The sequence below is a fragment of the Salinicola lusitanus genome, from assembly GCF_003206045.1.
In the GTDB taxonomy this organism is placed as follows: domain Bacteria; phylum Pseudomonadota; class Gammaproteobacteria; order Pseudomonadales; family Halomonadaceae; genus Salinicola; species Salinicola lusitanus.
This window is the reverse complement of the sequence record NZ_PZJM01000004.1, coordinates 317,097-336,198: the sequence shown is the minus strand read 5'-3', so window position 1 is coordinate 336,198 and position 19,102 is coordinate 317,097. Positions and strand designations below refer to the sequence as shown.

The window sequence follows — 19,102 nt, the reverse complement described above, 5'->3', positions numbered from 1 at the left end:
GGATTACAGATCAACTCCGCAGCCTGGCACCGAAGCGAGCTTGCGCCGCCTGCACCACGTCTGCGATTAACTGATTGATTTCCTCGTCATTGAGAGTGCGCGAAGGATGCTGCCAGGTCAAGCCCAGGGCAACGCTCTTGGCGCCTGCCTCGACACCGGCACCCTGATAGACGTCGAACAGCTGCCAGCGAGTCAACCATTCGCCGGCCTGGGCCCGAATCGCCTCGACCAGCGGTGTGACGCCGACGCTCTCATCCACCAGGAAGGCCAGATCGCGGCGCACTTCCGGATATCGCGACAGCGGCTTGAACTTTGGTATGACGCCGCGCGTCAGGGCTTCCTGCTCGACCTCGAACACATAAACGTCAGGCTTGATATCGAGCTGCGAGCGAATATCCGGATGCAGCGCACCCAACCAACCGACCGCCACTCCGTTACGCTCGAGGCGGGCGGAGCGTCCCGGATGCAGGGCGGGATGCGACGCTGAGACGAATGTCCACTCCTCCATGCATCCACTCATGGCCATCAGGCTCTCGAGGTCGCCTTTCAGATCGAAGAAGTCGACTCCCTCGCGACTGGCGGACCACCCTTCCGCACTGCGCGGCCCACAGATCAAGCCCCCGAACATCGATGTCTGGGTCAGGTCGTCCAGCGCCCCCTGAAACACCAGCCCGGTCTCGAACAGCCTGACGCGATGCTGCTGACGATTGAGGTTGTGGGTGAGCGCCTTGATCAATCCCGGGAACAGACTGTGACGCATGACCGACATGTCGCTGGAGATCGGATTCGCCAACGCGGGAGAAACGCCCTCGGGCACGATCAGCGACTGCAGCTCGGGCGATACGAAGCTGTATGTCACGGCTTCCTGATAGCCCCTGGACACCATGTGACGGCGGAGACGCTTCAGCGGCTGGGTCGCCTCGTCGTCGGCCTTCAGCCACAGACGGGCTTCGGGTCGCGTGGCGGGCAGCCGGTTGTAACCATGGATGCGCGCCAACTCCTCGATCAGGTCCTCCTCGATCGACACGTCGAAGCGCCAGCTCGGCACCTGCACATGCCAGGTCTGCCCCGACACCGAACTGGTCATGCCGAGCGAGCGGAAGATGCGCTGAATCTCCTCGTCTGCCAGACGTACGCCCAGGCAGGAAGCCAGACGATCACGGCGAAGCTCGACGCTACCCCGGTGCGGCAGGGTTGCGGGATTCCTCACTTCGGTGATGGGCCCGGGCGCGCCGCCGACGATCGAAAGCAGTAACTCGGTCGCCCTCTCCATCGCGGTGCGGGTGATATCGGGGTCCACCCCCCTTTCGAAACGGTGCGAGGCGTCGGTATGCAGCCCGAAATCCCGTGCCTTGCCGGCGACGACCAGGGGCGAAAAGAAGGCAGCCTCCAGAAACAGGTGGCGTGTCCGAGATGTGACACCGGTAGACTCGCCGCCCATGACCCCCGCGATCGCCAGCGGGCCGCTACGATCGGCGATCACCAGCGTGGAGTCGTCCAGCGCCACTTCCTGTCCATCCAACAAGGTCAGGCGCTCGCCAACAGCCGCACGGCGGACTTCGATGCCGCCCTCCAGCGAGTCGAGGTCAAAGGCGTGCATGGGCTGGCCAAGCTCGAGCATGACGTAATTGGTCACATCGACCGCCGGATCGATGCTGCGGATGCCACTGCGACGGAGGCGTTCGCGCATCCACAGCGGGGTCTTCACGGTCACATCGACGTCGCGAATGACACGCCCGAGATAGCGGGGACACCCTTCGCCATCGTGCACGCTGACCGGGAACTGGGCGTTGTTTCGGGCCACGACGGTAGAGACGGTCGGCTCGCTGACCTTGGTACCGGTGACGCTGCCCACCTCGCGTGCGACTCCACGCAGACTGAGGCAGTCACCGCGGTTGGGGGTCAGGTCGACGTCGATGGTGTGGTCGTCGAGGCCCAGCCAGGTTCGAAAATCCTGCCCGGTGGGCGCATCCGGCGGCAGCACGTAAATCCCCTCCGAACGCCCCTCTTCCAAGCCGAGCTCGGAGGCCGAGCAGATCATGCCACGGGACTCCACACCCCGCAGCTTGGCTTTCTTGATCTTGAAATCCTCGGGCAGCACCGCCCCTACCCGCGCGAACGGGACCCGCTGCCCTATATCCACGTTGGGGGCGCCGCACACCACCTGCACCGGCTCACCCGAGCCGTCATCGACCTGACAGACGTTGAGCTTGTCCGCGTCGGGGTGCGGCGACTTGTCGGTCACCGTTGCCACCACCACACCATGGAAGGTCGCGGCGACAGGCTCGACGGCATCGACCTCGAGCCCCGCCATGGTGATCGCATCGGCCAAGGCCTGCGTCTCCAGCGCCGGTGATACCCACTCGCGCAGCCATGCTTCGGAAAACTTCATCTTGACACTCCTTGACTGGGCGGTGGACTCAGTTGAACTGACTCAGAAAACGCAGGTCGTTATCGAAGAACAACCGGAGGTCGTTCACGCCATAGCGCAGCATCGCCAAGCGCTCGGCTCCCATCCCGAAAGCGAAGCCTGTATAGCGCTCCGGATCGATGCCCGAGTGACGGAATACTGCCGGATGCACCATGCCGCAACCCATCACCTCCAGCCAGCCACTCTGGGAACAGACTCGACAACCCTCGCCCCGGCACATCACGCACTGGATATCGACCTCGGCAGACGGTTCGGTAAAGGGGAAATAGGAGGGTCGAAACCGCACTTCCAGGTCATCACGCTCGAAGAACGCATGCAGGAAGTCGGCAATCGTACCCTTGAGGTCGGCGAAGCTGACACCTTCGTCGACCAGCAACCCCTCCACCTGGTGAAACATCGGCGTGTGCGTCAGATCGGAGTCGCTACGATAGACACGACCGGGACAGACGATGCGGATCGGCGGCTCCTGGGACTGCATGGTGCGAACCTGAACCGGCGAGGTGTGGGTTCGAAGAAGACGTGTCGCGTCGAAATAGAACGTGTCCGCCATGCCGCGGGCGGGATGGTGGGCGGGGATGTTGAGCGCTTCGAAGTTATGGAAATCGTCCTCGATCTCCGGACCGACGGCGACCTCGAAACCGATATGCTGAAACAGCGACTCGATGCGCTCCAGCGTTCTGGTCACGGGGTGCAGGCCGCCGTTGACCTCGCCCCGCCCCGGGAGCGTGACATCGATGCGCTCGGCCTCGAGCTGGGCCGCCAACGCAGCCTCATCGATCACCTGCTTGCGCTGATCGAGGTCCGCCTGCAAGGCCTGCTTGGCTTCGTTGATGCGCTCACCGGCCGCCGGGCGCTCTTCGGCGGAAAGCCGACCCAGCCCCTTCAGCAAAGCCGTGATCTCGCCTTTCTTGCCCAGAAAACGCACGCGCACCTGGTCCAGGGCTTGGGCGTCTTCGGCAGCGGCGATCGCCGCTCTCGCCTCGTTTACCAGGGCAGGGAGATGATCCATCCGTCGAGCTCCGCTTGTCGTTCGGCATGCCGCGCCACCTGTCATGGGCCACGCAGCAAAACGGTATAAAAAAACAGGGGAAGAGCAGCTGCTCTTCCCCTGGATCGGTCGTACAACGCATTGCCCGTCAAAGGCAAGGCATGACCCGCTTATGCAGCTTTGGCTTTCTCGACGAGCGCCGTAAAGGTCGCTTTTTCGTGAACTGCCAGATCAGCCAGCACCTTGCGGTCGATCTCGATGCCGGCCTTCTTCAGACCCGCCACGAAACGACTGTAGGACATGCCGTTGACGCGAGCCGCCGCATTGATACGCGTAATCCACAGAGCGCGGAATTGACGCTTGCGCTGGCGGCGGTCGCGATACGCATACTGCCCGGCTTTGATAACGGCCTGCTTGGCTACGCGGAAAACGCGCGAGCGCGCACCGTAATAGCCCTTGGCCTGCTTCATGATCTTCTTGTGACGACGACGTGCGACGACACCACGCTTGACGCGAGACATAGTACTCTCCTGACGTTAAAGACTGACGACCAAGTGTTACAGGTTGGGCAGCATGCGGGTGACGAGCTGCTTGTCGGCAGCGTGTACCTGCTTCATGCCACGCAACTGACGCTTACGCTTGGTGGACTTCTTGGTCAGGATGTGACTACGAAAAGACTGCTTGTGCTTGAAGCCGTTACCAGTCTTCTTGAAGCGCTTGGCAGCGCCACTGTTGCTCTTGATTTTCGGCATGGGAAAAACTCCACTCCGTTTTATTGAGAAAACCCGAGGCCGGACGTGACGAGTTCGCACTCGCCACGCCCCGTTCGACTTGCCAGCGGATCACTTCTTCTTGGGCGCAAGGATCATGATCATCTGCCGACCTTCCATCTTGGGGAAGGACTCGACAGCGGCCAGCTCTTCGAGATCGGCGGCAATCCGTTCCATCAGTCGACGACCGATGTCCTGGTGTGCCATTTCACGACCCCGAAAACGCAACGTGACCTTACCCTTGTCGCCACCTTCGAGGAAACGTATCAGGTTTTTCAACTTCACCTGATAGTCACCCTCGTCCGTGCCAGGCCGGAATTTGACTTCCTTGACCTGGATCTGTTTGGTCTTCTTCTTCTGAGCAGACTTCTGCTTCTTCTGCTCGAAGAGGAACTTGCCGTAGTCCATGATTTTACAGACGATGGGATCGGCATTGGAAATCTGAACGAGATCCATTCCGGCTTCCTCGGCGCGTTCCAGCGCCTCTTGCATGGGAACGACTCCCACCTGTTCGCCCTCGGCATCGATAAGGCGAACTTCGTCTGCACGAATACGGTCGTTGATGGGCGCGCGCTTTTCCTGAGGGCGCCCGCGCTGATTATTACGCTTGATCGTTAGATCTCCGTTTGGCGATTAACGTTGCTGCTCAGTGCCTGTCCGGCTGGCCATCTCGCTGGAGCTGCGCCAGCAGCGCCTCCACCGATAGCGACCCAAGATCCTCACCGGACCGAGTACGCACTGCAACGGCACCCGATTCGACTTCCTTATCGCCGACAACCAGCAGATAAGGAATCTTCTGCAGCGTATGCTCGCGGATTTTAAAGCCGATCTTCTCATTCCTCAAGTCCGACTCGACCCGGAAACCCGCTTCACGCAAGCGTTTGGCGAGTTTTTCGGCATAATCACGCTGAGCATCCGTGATATTGAGCACCACAGCCTGGACCGGAGAGAGCCACAAGGGCAAGGCCCCGGCATAATGTTCGATCAAGATACCGACAAAACGCTCCATCGAGCCCACGATGGCACGATGCAGCATGACCGGCACCTGACGCGAGCCATCTTCGGCGACGTACTGTGCTCCCAGGCGACTCGGCATCATGAAGTCGACCTGCATGGTTCCGACCTGCCACTCACGCCCCAGGCAGTCCTTCATGTGGTATTCGATCTTCGGGCCATAGAAAGCGCCCTCGCCAGGCAGCTCCTGCCACTCGACGTCGCAGTTGCTAAGCGCTGCGCGAAGTGCATCCTCCGCACGATCCCACGTCTCGTCACTGCCGAGGCGCTTGTCGGGGCGCAGCGCGATCTTGACGGCGATATCCTCGAAGCCGAAGTCACCATAGACCTCGAGCGCCTGGCGATGAAAGGCAGTCACCTCGGGCTCGATCTGCCCCTCGGTACAGAAGACATGCCCATCGTCCTGAGTGAATGCTCTGACCCGCATGATACCGTGTAAGGCGCCCGAAGGCTCGTTGCGATGGCAGCCACCGAACTCGCCATAGCGAATCGGCAACTCACGATAGCTGCGCAAGCCCGAATTGAACACCTGGACATGCCCAGGGCAGTTCATCGGCTTGAGCGCATACTCACGCTTTTCCGACTCGGTGAAGAACATGTTGTCGGCATAGTTGTCCCAGTGCCCGGACTTCTTCCACAGCGACACGTCCATCACCTGGGGGCACTTGATCTCCTGATACCCGCTACGCTTGTAGACGCCTCGCATGTACTGCTCGACGACTTGCCAAAGCGTCCAACCGCGAGGGTGCCAGAACACCATGCCTGGCGCTTCTTCCTGCATGTGGAAGAAGTCGAAACGCCGTGCCAGCTTGCGGTGATCGCGCTTCTCGGCCTCCTCCAGCCGAGTCAGGTACGCCTTCAGCGCTTTCTTGTCGCCCCAGGCCGTGCCGTAGATCCTCGTCAACATGCGCTTCGATGCATCGCCACGCCAATAGGCACCGGCCAGCTTGGTCAGCTTGAACGCCTTGAGGTGGCGAGTGTTCGGCACGTGGGGGCCGCGACACATGTCGATGTATTCCTGGTGATGATAGAGACGAATGGTCTCGTTCTCAGGAATACCCTCGACGATCTCCTGCTTGTAAGGCTCGTCTCGGGACACGAAGACCGACAGGGCTTCAGAGCGATCGACATACTCTCGAACGACATCGTACTCCTGCTCGATGAGCGATTTCATCCGCGCCTCGATGGCCTCCAGGTCCTCGGAAGAGAGCGAGGTTGCAAAATCGATGTCGTAGTAGAAACCGTCATCGATCACCGGACCGATGGCCATTTTGGCGTCCGGATACAACTGCTTCACCGCATGCCCCAGCAGGTGGGCGCACGAGTGACGAATGATCGCGACCCCCTCTTCGTCGCGGGCGGTCAGAATCGCCACCTCGGCGTCACGGTCGATGACGTCGGCGGCATCGACTTCAACGCCGTCTATCTTTCCCGCGATGCAGGCCTTGGCCAGCCCAGGGCCGATGGATTCGGCCAGCTGCATCACGGTAATGGGTTCTTCAAACGTTCTTTGACTGCCGTCGGGCAGTGTCACAATAGGCATCAAAACATCCTTACATTCAGTGGTGGTCCACACCAAAGACCACATGAACTCGATCGATCAACAGAACACCCCCTCCATGCGACAGGACCTGCATACGGGCAGGCCGACCGATACGCGAGGGAGGTGGATTGGCATCGCCCTTCGGCAATTACGAGGAGCAGTAGACTAGCAGCGGGGAAGCCGCTTGACCATCCGTGAACGGCCAGGCGCCCCAGGTCCAACCATTTTGTTGCTACAAACATTGAGGGCGCCCGAAGGCGCCCTCAAAATCACGTCAGAAGCGTGTCGGGAAGAGACTTATTCCCACTCGCCCAGTTCGACGCGACGGTTCTGAGCACGACCTTCAGCGGTATCGTTGCTGGCGATCGGCTGCTCTTCACCGTAACCGATAGTGGTGATGTTACTGGCAGAGAAGCCCTTGTTGACCAGGTAGGCCTTGACGGAGTCGGCACGACGCTGTGACAGCTCCTTGTTGTAGGCCGCAGGACCGACGGAGTCGGTGAAGCCTTCAAGGCGGATGCGCAGCTGGTCGTTGGCCATCAGCTTCTCGGAGATGCCATCCAGGATGGCTTCAGCGCTGGGGGTCAACTTGGCTGAATCGAATTCGAAGTTGACGTCACGCAGCACGAGGTCTTCCTCGCAACCCAGCGAGTTGACTTCTGCGCCAGCCGGGGTGTTCGGGCACTGGTCCTGATAGTCCGGCACGCCGTCACCGTCGGAATCCAGCGGGCAGCCCTGAGCGTTGACTTCAACGCCGGCCGGAGTTCCCGGGCACTGGTCCATGTAGTCCGGCACGCCGTCACCGTCGGTGTCGAGCGGACAACCCACGGCGTCGACCGCTACGCCAGCCGGCGTATTCGGGCACTGGTCGCGATCGTCGGGCACGCCGTCGCCATCGCTATCCATGACGTTCGAGGAATAGTCGGCGCAAAGCAGCGCACCGGCGGTTGCACCGGCAACGCCACCGACTGCAGCACCGGTATCTTCGTCGGAATCGCTGCTGGTCGCGTAACCGATGCCACCACCGATCAGGCCGCCGGCGATGCCGCAGACGAACGGGGACTGATACCAAGCCTGGTCTGACGAGCTACCGGTGGATTCCATACCGGAACTGGCACAACCAGAGAGACCGACTACCAGAGCGGAACCCAGTAGCAGGCCAGTCGTTGATTTTTTCATGTAAGACTCCTTCTTAACACAGCGCTAGTCGTAACGGGCGTTACCCAGCGGCTTCGAGTATAGAAGCCGAATTCGTCAAGAGAAAGGTGTTCCTTCCCCAACGACAAAGAAATCTCTCGGCGACCGTCATTCGCGTCGACTTGAGCAGTGGTCAATGTTCCCATTGTCCCTTTTCTTTGCAGCTCCGTAACAGCATTATCGATTCCAGCCCGAGATGCAAACCCGTGTCGGGAAACACTGTTCTTTTTTAGCATCATTTCCAAGATTGGCAAAGTGGATTAGCGAAAACTTCGCTTTTTAATCCCTATCCTTTCGCATCAAGGACGCAGCGTGCGCCTATTACACTTTCGCGTCGTGACCGAATAACAAGTCTCGCTGACCGAAGCCCCGCATCTCAGTTCGCGGCGCGGGAAGCGTCGCGCCCCGACCACTCGAGGCAGAAAGCCTGCAGCGCCGCCGCCGCATGGTGAAGACTGTGCTCATGCCTGGCCGCAATGGCTTCGCGCTCCTTGTCCTCTCGATGGCGGTCTTTCGGCGACAGTTCGCGCCGGGCCTGATGGGTGTGCAGATGCTCCGCTTCGGCCTGCACTTCGCGGAACACTCTCCAGCCATCCCGCTCGGTCAGGCGGTGATCGATGATATCGAGCAGCACTTTACAGCGTAACGCGCCCTCGACCATGTCCACCTGGCGTTCGAGCATGGCCTGCGACAGCGCCTGCAGGCTCTCGATGCAATTCCGATTGGCGCGCGCGACTTCCTCCTCCCGGCGCACTTTGCGCCGCTCGACCTCACGCCAAAGTCGCCACGCATAAACGGACAGCGCAACGATGACGAGAATGGCCAGGAGTGAAAGCCCTACCGCAAGTGACAAGGACATGAGAGAGAAAGCCGCCTTCTGGTGATGTGGTCATCGAGGTTTCCGAGACACCGGCGCCACGACGCTCTCGTGACGGCGCCCCAGGGTTGTCAGTCAATCCGGCCAGACGTCCCGCCACACGCCATCCAAGGAGGCGCAGGCCACGAAGGCCGGATTCAGCAGGCTATCCCCGGCATTGTAGCGTAGCGCTCTCCAGGAGTGGCAATCGACAAGATGTCCGCCGGCGCCTTCCAGCACGGCCTGCGCCGCGGCAGTATCCCACTCGCTGGTTGGACCGAACCTAGGATAGAGATCGGCCAGACCCTCCGCCACCCGGCAGCACTTGAGCGAACTGCCCAGTTCCTCGACTTCGACATTGCCCAGTGACTCGATCAGGCGCCGGGTGCTCGCCCCTCGGTGAAAACGGCTGACGACGAGCCGCAAGGGGCTGTGTGAGCGGACCTGCAGCGACTCCCAGGCCCCGCCATCACTCGCCTGGTACCAGGCTCCTCGAGCCGGCTCACCGACCCATATCTCGCCGGTGCGCGGCTTTCCGATCACCCCCAGCACGGGAAGGTTGTTGTCGATCAGGGCCACATTGACGGAGTACTGGTCCGAGCCGCGAATGAACTCCTTGGTGCCGTCCAATGGATCGACCAGCCAGTAGGTGGACCATCCGCGACGCTCCGACCATGGGATGGAGGCCGACTCCTCGGACAGGATGGGCCAGTCGCGAGAGCCAATCGACGGCAGCCCCTCGACGAGCACTTGGTGAGCGGCCAGGTCGGCGGCCGTGACCGGGCTGTCGTCCACCTTTCGCTGCGTATCGAGGGCACCATGCCCGACCGCTTCGATAGCGGCTCCGGCCTCCCTGACCAGGGCGACAAGAGGGTCAATCAAGGATTGCAGCGATACGTTCATCAGTCAGCTCTTCTAACAAGGAGATCGATTGGCGATCGGGCCAGTCGATCGTCGTTGGCAAAGCGAGTCACCATTAACTATCCCGCCACCGAGTTAGACCAAAGACTAAGACCCGGCAGGCTCGGAGTCATCTACGTCTTAAGTAGAATGGAGATCACCCCGCCTATGGACAAGGAATTCACACGATGACGGAAGCATCCGATCAAGCATCCGAAGCGCCTTCGATGGCCGCCCGGGTCGGCCTGGTTCTCGGGCCGCTCTGGGTCGTCGCGACACAGCTGCTGCCAGCCCCCGTCGGTATGGAGCCCGCAGCCTGGCACTGCGTGGGCCTGGCGCTGCTGCTGGCGACCTGGTGGGCGACCGAGGCGATCCCGATTCCAGCGACTTCGCTACTCCCCATCCCGCTGGCTCCCGCGCTCGGCATCGCCGATCTCAAGGGAACGGCCGCCAGCTACGCCAACCCCACCATCTTTCTGTTTCTCGGCGGCTTCCTGCTGGGGATCGCCATGCAGCGATGGAACCTCCACCGTCGCATTGCGTTGCGCATTCTTGACGTCGTCGGCCAGAAACCCAGGCAGCAGATCGCCGGCTTCATGCTGGCCACCGGGTTCATCAGCATGTGGGTTTCCAATACCGCGACCGCCATCATGATGCTGCCCATCGGCATGTCGGTGGTGTCCCTGTTCGCCGACGCGGAATCGGAAGACGTGAAACGATACGCCACGGCCCTGCTGCTGGCCATCGCCTATTCCGCCAGCATTGGCGGCATCGCGACGCTCATCGGCACCCCGCCAAATGCCATACTCGCGGGCTACCTGTCCAGCGAGCAGGATATCGAGCTTGGGTTCGCGCAATGGATGGTGATCGGCCTTCCCGTCAGCGTGGTGATGATGGCGGTAGCCTGGTGGTGGCTGACCCGGGGCGGCTTCAAACTCAAGCTCGATGATGACAACGGCGACGTCATTGGCGACGAACTGGCCAAGCTCGGCGAGATGAAACCGGCCGAAAAACGCGTCGGCGTCGTCTTTCTCCTGGCCGCGCTGGCCTGGGTCACGCGACCGCTACTCAACGATTGGGGCGTCGAATGGCTCTCGGACACTTCGGTCGCACTGCTGGCCGGTGTCGGGTTGTTCCTGATTCCGAGCGGCAGTGAGCGGCATCGTCCGCTACTGCTGTGGGAGGACGCCCGGGATCTCCCATGGGGAATTCTGCTGCTGTTCGGCGGGGGCCTCGCCCTGGCCAGTTCGATCAGCAGCTCCGGCCTGGCTGACTGGATTGCCAATCAACTCACCGTCTTCGGCAACTTGCCGCTTCTTCTTCTGATCGGGGTGATCACGCTGGTGATCATTTTCCTTACCGAACTGACGTCGAACACGGCAACGGCCGCTGCGTTCCTGCCGCTGCTCGGCGCCCTGGCGATATCGCTGGGGGTCGATCCCCTGCTGATTACGGTGCCCGCCGCCATCGCCGCCAGCTGTGCCTTCATGATGCCGGTGGCCACCCCACCCAACGCCATCGTGTTCGCCACGGGCCGAATGACGATCCAATCGATGATCCGCGCCGGCTTCTTCCTGAACGTCGCCGGGACCGTGGTGGTCACGCTGATCTGCCTGGGATTGATCGAGCTGGTCTGGCTATAGGTGCACCGAAGCCGGCATCATGGCCCCACTGCGGTGCCGGCTCCCCCTGCAAAGCGAGGCAACAAAAAAAGGCCGTCGGAGAGTCTCCGGCGGCCTTTTTCTCGTATCTGGTCGGAGCGACAGGATTCGAACCTGCGACCTCTGCAACCCCATTGCAGCGCGCTACCAAGCTGCGCCACGCTCCGATTTCGACAGGGCCACCAGCGGCAGTCCCCGTGAAACGCTGCGTATACTACCTTGCGTCCCCGCAAATGAAAAGCGCTTCTTAAGGCTTTTTTTTCAATCGGTTGCGAAAACCTCCTCGACACAAGCCAGGCGCGGCAGCAAGGCCATCGCGGTGGCTGTGATACGCGCCTGGCGGGATGGAGGCGCTGAGCGTAGGCCTCGTCTCCATGGCCAGCCATGGGTACAATTCGCCGATATCGAGACCAAAGTCTAACAAGGTGGCATCATGTCGTTGATCATCGGTATGTGCATTCTGCTCGGCTGCCAGTTCCTGGGAGAAGTCATCAGCCGGGCGCTCTCCCTGCCGGTTCCCGGGCCGGTCCTGGGCATGCTGGTGCTGTTGATCGGGCTGCTGATCCGCGGCAGCGTCCCCGCCAGCCTGAGGGTGATAGGCGAAGGTCTGCTCAAGTACCTCACGCTGCTGTTCGTGCCTGCCGGCGTCGGCTTGATCCAGCACTTCGGCCTGATTCGCCAGGAGATCTGGATTCTGATCGCCACCCTGATCGCCTCGACCTCGGTGACGATTCTCGTGACCAGCCAGATCCTCCAGCGCACCGCCCGCCAGCGCCAACCCGCCAAGGAGAACGAGGCATGAACACTCTCGGGCTCGAGCAGATATGGGTCTATCTCTCCGCCTCCCCCCTGCTGCACCTCTTCGCCACGCTGCTGGCCTTCATTCTCGCCACCTATATCAACCGCTGGGCTGGCGGCACCCCACTGCTGCACCCCGTCATCGTCACCATCGCGCTGCTGATCGGCTTTCTGCTGTTCACCGGCACGGACTACGCCACCTACTTCCAGGGCGCCCAGTTTCTGCATTTCCTGCTGGGGCCGGCCACCGTGGCCCTGGCCATTCCGCTCTACGACCATCGGGAGCGGGTGCGCCGAATGCTCCGGCCCATCGTCATCGGCACGATCACCGGCGTGGCCACGGCGGTGATCTCCGCCGTGGGGGTCGCCATGGCCCTGGGTGCCAACACCGAAACGGTACTCTCGCTGGCACCGAAATCGGTCACCTCACCGATCGCCATGGGCATCGCCGAGAAACTGGGAGGCATCCCGTCACTGACCGCGGGGCTCGTCCTCATCACCGGCGTCATCGGCTGCATCGTCGGCCCCTGGATCTTTCGCCTGACCCGCATTACCGATCCCACGATTCAGGGATATTCCATGGGGCTGGCGGCCCACGGCTTCGGCACGGCCTACTGCTTTGCCTCGGTGGGCGCGGTTGCCGGCGCGTTCTCCGGCCTGGCAATGGGGGTCTCTGGATTGACCACCGCGTTCCTGCTGCCTCCGCTGGTCCATCTGCTCGGGCTCTGATCCACCCCGTCGAACCGGCCTTTCCTGGTTCGTCGGCCAGCGCCTTTCCGGAGACTTACCCGATGCCTCATCCCTCTTACAAAAGAACAACGCTTCGCTAAGGCGTCGTCCACGTCGAGCCCGGATAATGCGACTAACGGATTAGGCTCAGGTGCACGACGATATGGAATTGAAGACCTTCTTTGCCCAAGGTACCGACGGCCGAGTCATCCCCCACGCCCGGGTCACCGTCTATTCCCTCGAGGATGGCGATCCGCTGGCGACGCTCCGCGACGCCGCTGGCGACCCGCTCGACAACCCTTTCTCCGCGGGTGACGACGGCCAGATCCAGTTCGCGGCGCCCAACGGACACTATCGAATCGAGGTTCGGAGTGACGACAGCCACCAGCGCCTGAACACGCAGTTCTTCGATCAGGGAGAGGTTCACTCCGCCTCTGGCCAACAGTCCCTGACCGAGGCGCTCGATCAGCGCCTGCTGGTCGTCGACTCGGTCGACACCCTCAGGCGCTGGCCCGCACATCGCGTACCCGACGGTTGCGCAGTCATCTGCCGCCGGTTCCACCACGACCTGGCCGACGAGGTCGATGTCGAGCTGAAACGTTGCGTGGCCCGGGACGACCCGTCACGCGCCGGTCAACGAGCCTGGCTGGCTGGCGATGCCGAGCGCGACGAGCGCGCCGGTCATCACCATTTCACGCTGTGGGCGGATGATGGCGCGGCGTATCAGCATTACAGTCACGACGTCCATCTGCTCAAGGTGGGATTCCGCGCCGATTACGGCCTCGGTGACGATGGTCGCGCCGGCACGGACGAATCGGCCTGGCTTCAGGAAACCCTCGACAAGACGCCCTACCGCACCAAGTACCTGCCCAGCCTGCCCGCAGGTCGCGGTCTCTACGTCGGCAGTCAGCGGATTCGGCTCTGTTCCGGCACGCGCATCATCGGCGATGGCGCGCTCGCCAACAGTCGCATCGTCAGCGACTACGTCGGCGCCTCTTTTCGCGACGGCCTGTTCTGGCTGCGCGAACCCCATGTGGTGGCAGCCTGGGCCGAGGGGCGCCCCGCCGGCGATGTCGACCTCGGCTTCAGCCACGACATCGAGCTGCGGGGGCTGACCTTCGAGGCCAGCGACTTCGCCAGCGCCGCGGCCACCCTGGTCTGCGTGCGCGGCGTCGACTACCACGACAATCATCACGTCCGCTGCGGCGGCATCAAGTTCTTCCACGAACTGGAGCTCAACCGCCGCTATTCGCTGGCGCACGAGGACGATCCCACCACCGACAACGCCGTCATCGCGGGTTTCGATCCCGACACCCCGGACGATCTCAACCAGGGCATTCGCATCAGCCATCTCACCGGGGGCGCCGATCGTTACAGCTATACCCCTGGAGACGGCAAGGCAGCCGTGGCCGTGCGGCTCAACTTCGTGAGCGACTTCAGCATCGCCCATGTGCGCATGGACTACTGCAACATTTCCGGCTGGGGAGGATCGGCAAGGCCCGGCAAGGGAGGCGAACTACGCTGGATGCGGCGCCTGCGCGACGGCTACATCAGCGACGTCCATTGCACTCGCTCCAACGGCGCGATCTATTTCAACAACGCCCACAACGTCAAGATCTTCGGCTGCAGCGCCCGAGATGTGAGTGATACGGCGTTCGATTTCGAAGGCTGCACCTACTGCCTGTTCGATGGCATCCATTCGGTCAATGCCGGCAATTTCGGCATCTCGATCTTCTACGCGACCCGCGGCAACGTGATCAAGAACTTCCATGCGCGGCAGACCGCCGAAGCGGCACGGCTGCGCGAGCGCTACGCGACGAAGCGTTTCAAGCCGGGGCTGGGGAAGACGCTATTCAGGCGCCTGGCGGGATTCGAGGATCCGGATTTCGAACAGGATGTGGTGCTGGATACCGGATCTTTCGTCTACGAGGGGGAAGGCTTTGGCCTGGTGGCGGTCGACTCCTGGGTCGACGTCACCTACCGCAACGTCAATCACCATAACGTCGTGATGGATCTGCGCGCGCACAGCAACGCGCGGGAACAGTACCTGCAGGATAACCGCTTCACATTCACCAAACCGGCGTCGGACGGCGACACCCTCGTCGCCATCGGCCCCAACGGGGCAAGTTACGCCCGCTGGCAAGGCGGGGTCATCGAATCGACGATCGAACAGCCGTCGGGAGTGATACCGCTGCTGGCTCAGGCGCGCGCCTACGGGGGCGTGACCATCGTCGACATCATCGAGTGTCGAATCGACGTGCCTGGCGTCGACACCTCGATCCTGATCGGCGACGCCCGCCGCTCGGGCCGCTCGCCCGGCCACGCCTTCCGCCTCCACGGCAACCTGGTGACAGCCGGGAGCCGGCTGGTGGCACTGAATATCAACCAGCGATCCGGTGGCGCGGCGCTCCAGTGGGAAGCCCTGAACAATCGGGACCTGAGCTTTTCTCCCGTCGACGTCGAGACCGACCAGAACGAGGGCATCGCACGCTACCGCGGGCTACGCGTTGGTCTCAAGGCGACCCGCCCGCGCTGAGCCGGGCCTCGGTAGCGTCGCCACGCTCGCGAACCGTTTCTCTTCAGCCCGGCCCACTTGCCACCTTACGAGATGTCGGGCTAGCCCAGCACGATAAGTCCCTCCGCCTGACGCAGACGGATCTCACCCTGGGGCGGGGTTTCCTGAACCCACCCTGCCGGGTCCGGTAACCTCGAAGATGACTTGGATGATCGCTGGCTGGCTCCCACGGCCAGGGACGGCATGACGATGATCGCCAGGCCGCCCAGTCCCGCGGCCAGCACTTGACGTCGACTCGGCATGACACACTCTCCTGCGGCTGATGGGATCGATGAGGGGCGTGCACTGTGGAGCTCGGGCACGAGGGCGGCTCGCCAGCACCGGATGACGCGCCGGCGGTAACCCGCCGGTGCTCAGGTGTTTCAGCGCCCTCGAGGAGAGTCGTCGAATGTCGACTCCGCCCGATGCAGCGCCGCGATGATGCGATCTGCCGCCAGATGGGAGAACGTGTTGGTAATGTGATGGTCGTCGCGGTAGACCAATACGTTGTCCCGCAGCGGCGAGCAGCGCTGGTCGTCGCAGAAGAGATCGCTCAGGTCGGCGAACTGGACGTTCGGCAGGTGAACCTCGCCGGTGGGCGATTGCGCCTTCAATACCGAGCGCCTGGAGATGGAACACGCCACGCTCGGATTATCCTGGAGGTCGACGCACTTGGGCACGTCGAAGCCGTACCAGGGGTTGTCGCGAATCGCGAGCACGTCGATGTCGTCGTCGGCCAACCGCTGCCAGGCTTGTCGGTATCCCTTTGGCACGCGCTCCTCCGCCCCCTGCCCCCGAGTCGCCGTGGTGAATACCAGGTCGGGTTTCAACTCGCCGAGGCGCTCGAGTGCCTCGCGATTCCATGCCAGACAGGAGGGGTTGACCTGATAGCGGGCATGCGGATCGGTCGATAGCATACAGGCCCCCTTGGTCATCGAGATCAACCGGAACGCCTCACGCTCCGCTGCGACCTTCAGCGCTGCCAACCAGTGCTGGGCATGGGAGCCGCCCGCGAGCACGACCGTATAGTCCGCTTTCGGATCGCCATAGGTACACTCCCGGACCTCGGGCTGCAGATAGTTCTGATGGCAACCATCGAACGAGGAAGCGGGCAGATCCAGGCTGGCGATCAGGGTCGACGGCTGGAGATCGTGATCGGCAACGTCGGGCGCGCGCAGGAAGGTCGCGAGTTCCGATCTGGCTGCCGCGCTACGTCCTTGATAGTCCTGATACCACATTGCCAACGAGGCAAGCGGAAACGCCATCAACAGCACGCAGGCGCCATAGGTGTTAATGCGGCGGCGAGACAGCAGCGGCGAGCGCCGCACCGGCGTCTCGAGGCCCCATGTCGTCAGGAAGGCGAACACGCCGGCCCCGCCGATGATTGCCAGCCCCGGGAGGAGGCCAACGTCGAACTCTCCGGTGACATAGCGATAGAACGAGAGCAGCGGCCAGTGCCAGAGATAGAACGAAAACGACATGTCGCCAAACCAGACGACGAACCGGTTGTTCAGCACCCGCATGTCGCACCGATTCCGCGCCGCGATGACGATTCCGACCGCGGCAAGCACAGGCACCAGGGCGACGACGCCGGGGAACAGGGTCGAAACGTCGAGAAACAGGGCGAAGGTCGTCAGCACGACCAGCGAGATCCAGCCCAGGACCTTCGCAGCGGGCGGTGACAGCGAGACCCGCGACACCCCGAGCGCAAGCAGCCCACCGAGGGCGAATTCCCAGGCCCGGGCAAAGGTGTCGAAATAGGCCCAGGATTGATTCTTCTCGGTAATGTAGATGCTGTAGCAGAGCGACAGGACGGTGACCGCCATCAGCAACAGCACGCAGGCGTGGTTGTCCCGACGCCCACGGCGTGCATCTAGCTTCAACCCTGCCCAGAGCAGCAGCGGAAACGCGAAATAGAACTGCACCTGAACCGCCAGTGCCCAGAGCTGCTGGAACGGCGACGGCGGTGCCCCCTGCTGGAGATAGTCGGTGGCGGTCAACGCCAGCGACCAGTTCTCCAGAAACAGCATCGATGCCATTGCATGCTTGATCTGATTGCGCCACATCGAGTCCGGCATCAACCACATCGACAGCAGAATCGTCGTGCACACCACCAGCGCCGCGCTCGGGAGCAGCCGGCGCAGCGTCTTGCCGTAGTAATCCAGCACGTCGGCCAACGACAGCGGCACCCGACGTATCAGCGATCCCACGACGAAGAAGGCGGCAACCACGAAGAAGACGTCGACGCCGCCCGAGACGCGTTGAATCCAGATGTGATAGACAGCGACCATCAGGGCCGCGACGGCCCGCAACCCCTGAATCTCGTAGAGATACTTACGTTCCTTGCCCAACGAATGGCTCCTTTCCATTCCCTAAGTACTTTCCCGCGGGACGGCGAATGTCCGGCGGAAAGCACTTTTCAAACCCTCACCGCCGACGGCGGCCCTCTGGATCTCCCCCTGGCCGAGGGGCGTCAGGCTCGGCTCCCGACCCGGACCTGGCGCCCCTTCAGGTTGTAGGCGAACAGGAACCTGACCGCGGCCCAGCGCTGAGACATCCGCGCCAGAACACAACAGCAGACAAAGGTCACGGCGAAGAGCAGCGCGAACACCAGGTTGGCATTCGAGTCGGGCATCGCTTTCGACAGGACCGTGACGACCACCAGGATGATCGGCATGTGGGCCACGAAAAGTACGATCGACTGGCGCCCGCACCACTGCAGCAGGGTTGTGCAACGCTGCACCCAACCGAGCATGGCGAGACGCGCCAGCGGCACCAGCGATGCCAGGGAGATCAGCAGATAGACCGGTGAGAACGGATGGAGCGGCAGCAGGTAGCCCGCCAGGCAGATCGCCACCAGCAGCCAGACCACTATCGGATTCAGCCGCGCGAGACCCTCGGCGAATCTGCTCAGGTTTTCGCCCAGCCAGCCGCCGAGCATGAAGAAGACCGCATAGAAGACGATCTTGGTCGGTAGCGTCGGCACCATCCGGCCGTCGTCGTCCGGCACCAGCAGCCAGTCCGGCGCCAGGTGCTGGGCCAGATAGAAATAGAGCAGATAGCCGACCAGCGTCACCGCGACCGCGCCCTTGGCACTCAACTTGAACAGGAAGAAAGCGAGGATGTAGTAGATGAAGAGGCAGTACAGGAACCAGAGATAGTTGTAGGGCAGGATCAGCAGCGGAAACAGCTCATCCGGCATGGGTTCGTTCATCAGCACCCAGCGCAGCGAATAGAGCACGAAGGCGACCAGGGTCCACACCACGTAGGGATGAGCGATGTTCTTCAGCTTGCCGGTAAAGAACCGGCGCGGCCCTTTCTGGAGCGACCGCGCCACCATCAGTCCCGACAGGAACATCAGCACCGGCATCCTGAACGGCGCCAGGTATTCCGACATCAGCGGGAGCCAGGACCAGAGTCCGTCATAGCGAATCGAAATCCCGTACTGGGAGTGAAGCACGATCACCAGGACGACCGCCGTCCCTCTGACGAGATCGATCCATCGATAGCGTGCTGCCGTCGTCTGTTCCACGAGAGCTTTCCTTGGGCATTGGGTTGAAGCGCGCCACACCTGCCCCGCCGACGTCATAGCGGATGAAGGCAGCGGTGGGATCGCGTTTGATGTGAGAGATCTGCGGCCGCCGGCCGCGGCCGGACACAG

General features: G+C 62.2%; 16 protein-coding genes and 1 tRNA gene. 4 read left to right on the top strand and 13 right to left on the bottom strand.

The genetic code is table 11. The features are described from left to right. Positions 1–10: 10 nt before the first annotated feature. The 9 genes from pheT to cysQ form a co-directional block, all read right to left on the bottom strand. Positions 11–2,392 (bottom strand): phenylalanine--tRNA ligase subunit beta, encoded by a 2,382-nt coding sequence (gene pheT, locus DOM45_RS08735; protein ID WP_110599552.1) that lies wholly within the window; start codon positions 2,390–2,392, stop codon positions 11–13. 28 nt (positions 2,393–2,420) lie between these two features. Next, positions 2,421–3,440: a phenylalanine--tRNA ligase subunit alpha gene (gene pheS, locus DOM45_RS08730; protein ID WP_110599550.1), complete on the bottom strand. Its 1,020-nt coding sequence runs from the start codon at positions 3,438–3,440 to the stop codon at positions 2,421–2,423. Positions 3,441–3,589: 149 nt separating this feature from the next. Next, positions 3,590–3,940, bottom strand: coding sequence for a 50S ribosomal protein L20 (gene rplT / locus DOM45_RS08725; protein ID WP_110599548.1), 351 nt, complete (start codon positions 3,938–3,940; stop codon positions 3,590–3,592). A gap of 36 nt (positions 3,941–3,976) precedes the next feature. After that, the gene (gene rpmI / locus DOM45_RS08720; protein ID WP_071230088.1) at positions 3,977–4,171 is read right to left on the bottom strand and encodes a 50S ribosomal protein L35; all 195 of its coding nucleotides are present in this window, start codon (positions 4,169–4,171) and stop codon (positions 3,977–3,979) included. A gap of 90 nt (positions 4,172–4,261) precedes the next feature. Then, complete coding sequence (gene infC, locus DOM45_RS08715; protein ID WP_083387150.1) at positions 4,262–4,801, bottom strand: translation initiation factor IF-3; 540 nt, start codon at positions 4,799–4,801, stop codon at positions 4,262–4,264. A gap of 34 nt (positions 4,802–4,835) precedes the next feature. Beyond that, complete coding sequence (gene thrS, locus DOM45_RS08710) at positions 4,836–6,746, bottom strand: threonine--tRNA ligase (protein WP_110599546.1); 1,911 nt, start codon at positions 6,744–6,746, stop codon at positions 4,836–4,838. A 297-nt stretch (positions 6,747–7,043) separates the two neighbouring features. Next, the gene (locus tag DOM45_RS08705) at positions 7,044–7,925 is read right to left on the bottom strand and encodes an OmpA family protein (protein WP_110599544.1); all 882 of its coding nucleotides are present in this window, start codon (positions 7,923–7,925) and stop codon (positions 7,044–7,046) included. Positions 7,926–8,319: 394 nt separating this feature from the next. Continuing rightward, complete coding sequence (locus tag DOM45_RS08700) at positions 8,320–8,802, bottom strand: DUF2489 domain-containing protein (RefSeq protein WP_110599542.1); 483 nt, start codon at positions 8,800–8,802, stop codon at positions 8,320–8,322. 93 nt (positions 8,803–8,895) lie between these two features. Beyond that, the gene (gene cysQ, locus DOM45_RS08695) at positions 8,896–9,702 is read right to left on the bottom strand and encodes a 3'(2'),5'-bisphosphate nucleotidase CysQ (protein ID WP_110599540.1); all 807 of its coding nucleotides are present in this window, start codon (positions 9,700–9,702) and stop codon (positions 8,896–8,898) included. A 185-nt stretch (positions 9,703–9,887) separates the two neighbouring features. Between cysQ and DOM45_RS08690 the strand changes: the two genes are divergently transcribed. Further along, positions 9,888–11,342, top strand: a complete 1,455-nt coding sequence (locus DOM45_RS08690) for an SLC13 family permease (RefSeq protein WP_110599538.1) — start codon at positions 9,888–9,890, stop codon at positions 11,340–11,342. Between the two features lie 108 nt (positions 11,343–11,450). On the opposite strand, the gene DOM45_RS08685 is transcribed toward DOM45_RS08690, so the two are convergent. Then, a tRNA-Pro gene (locus DOM45_RS08685) sits at positions 11,451–11,527 on the bottom strand. A gap of 266 nt (positions 11,528–11,793) precedes the next feature. Between DOM45_RS08685 and DOM45_RS08680 the strand changes: the two genes are divergently transcribed. The 3 genes from DOM45_RS08680 to DOM45_RS08670 all read left to right on the top strand — a co-directional run bounded on the left by DOM45_RS08680 (position 11,794) and on the right by DOM45_RS08670 (position 15,423). Then, positions 11,794–12,162 (top strand): CidA/LrgA family protein, encoded by a 369-nt coding sequence (locus tag DOM45_RS08680; protein WP_110599536.1) that lies wholly within the window; start codon positions 11,794–11,796, stop codon positions 12,160–12,162. Beyond that, the gene (locus DOM45_RS08675; protein ID WP_110599534.1) at positions 12,159–12,887 is read left to right on the top strand and encodes an LrgB family protein; all 729 of its coding nucleotides are present in this window, start codon (positions 12,159–12,161) and stop codon (positions 12,885–12,887) included. Before DOM45_RS08680 ends, DOM45_RS08675 begins: the two co-directional genes overlap by 4 nt. Positions 12,888–13,050: 163 nt before the next feature. Continuing rightward, entirely contained in the window at positions 13,051–15,423 is a 2,373-nt protein-coding gene (locus tag DOM45_RS08670) for a right-handed parallel beta-helix repeat-containing protein (protein ID WP_157958377.1), read from the top strand. A gap of 80 nt (positions 15,424–15,503) precedes the next feature. Here the strand turns inward: DOM45_RS08670 and DOM45_RS08665 are convergent, their stop codons facing one another. The 3 genes from DOM45_RS08665 to DOM45_RS08655 form a co-directional block, all read right to left on the bottom strand. Next, on the bottom strand, positions 15,504–15,704 hold the full coding sequence (locus DOM45_RS08665; RefSeq protein WP_110599530.1) for a hypothetical protein: 201 nt from the start codon (positions 15,702–15,704) through the stop codon (positions 15,504–15,506). Between the two features lie 120 nt (positions 15,705–15,824). Continuing rightward, on the bottom strand, positions 15,825–17,792 hold the full coding sequence (locus DOM45_RS08660) for an acyltransferase family protein (protein WP_157958376.1): 1,968 nt from the start codon (positions 17,790–17,792) through the stop codon (positions 15,825–15,827). A gap of 122 nt (positions 17,793–17,914) precedes the next feature. Continuing rightward, entirely contained in the window at positions 17,915–18,973 is a 1,059-nt protein-coding gene (locus tag DOM45_RS08655; protein WP_157958375.1) for an acyltransferase family protein, read from the bottom strand. Positions 18,974–19,102: the final 129 nt, after the last annotated feature.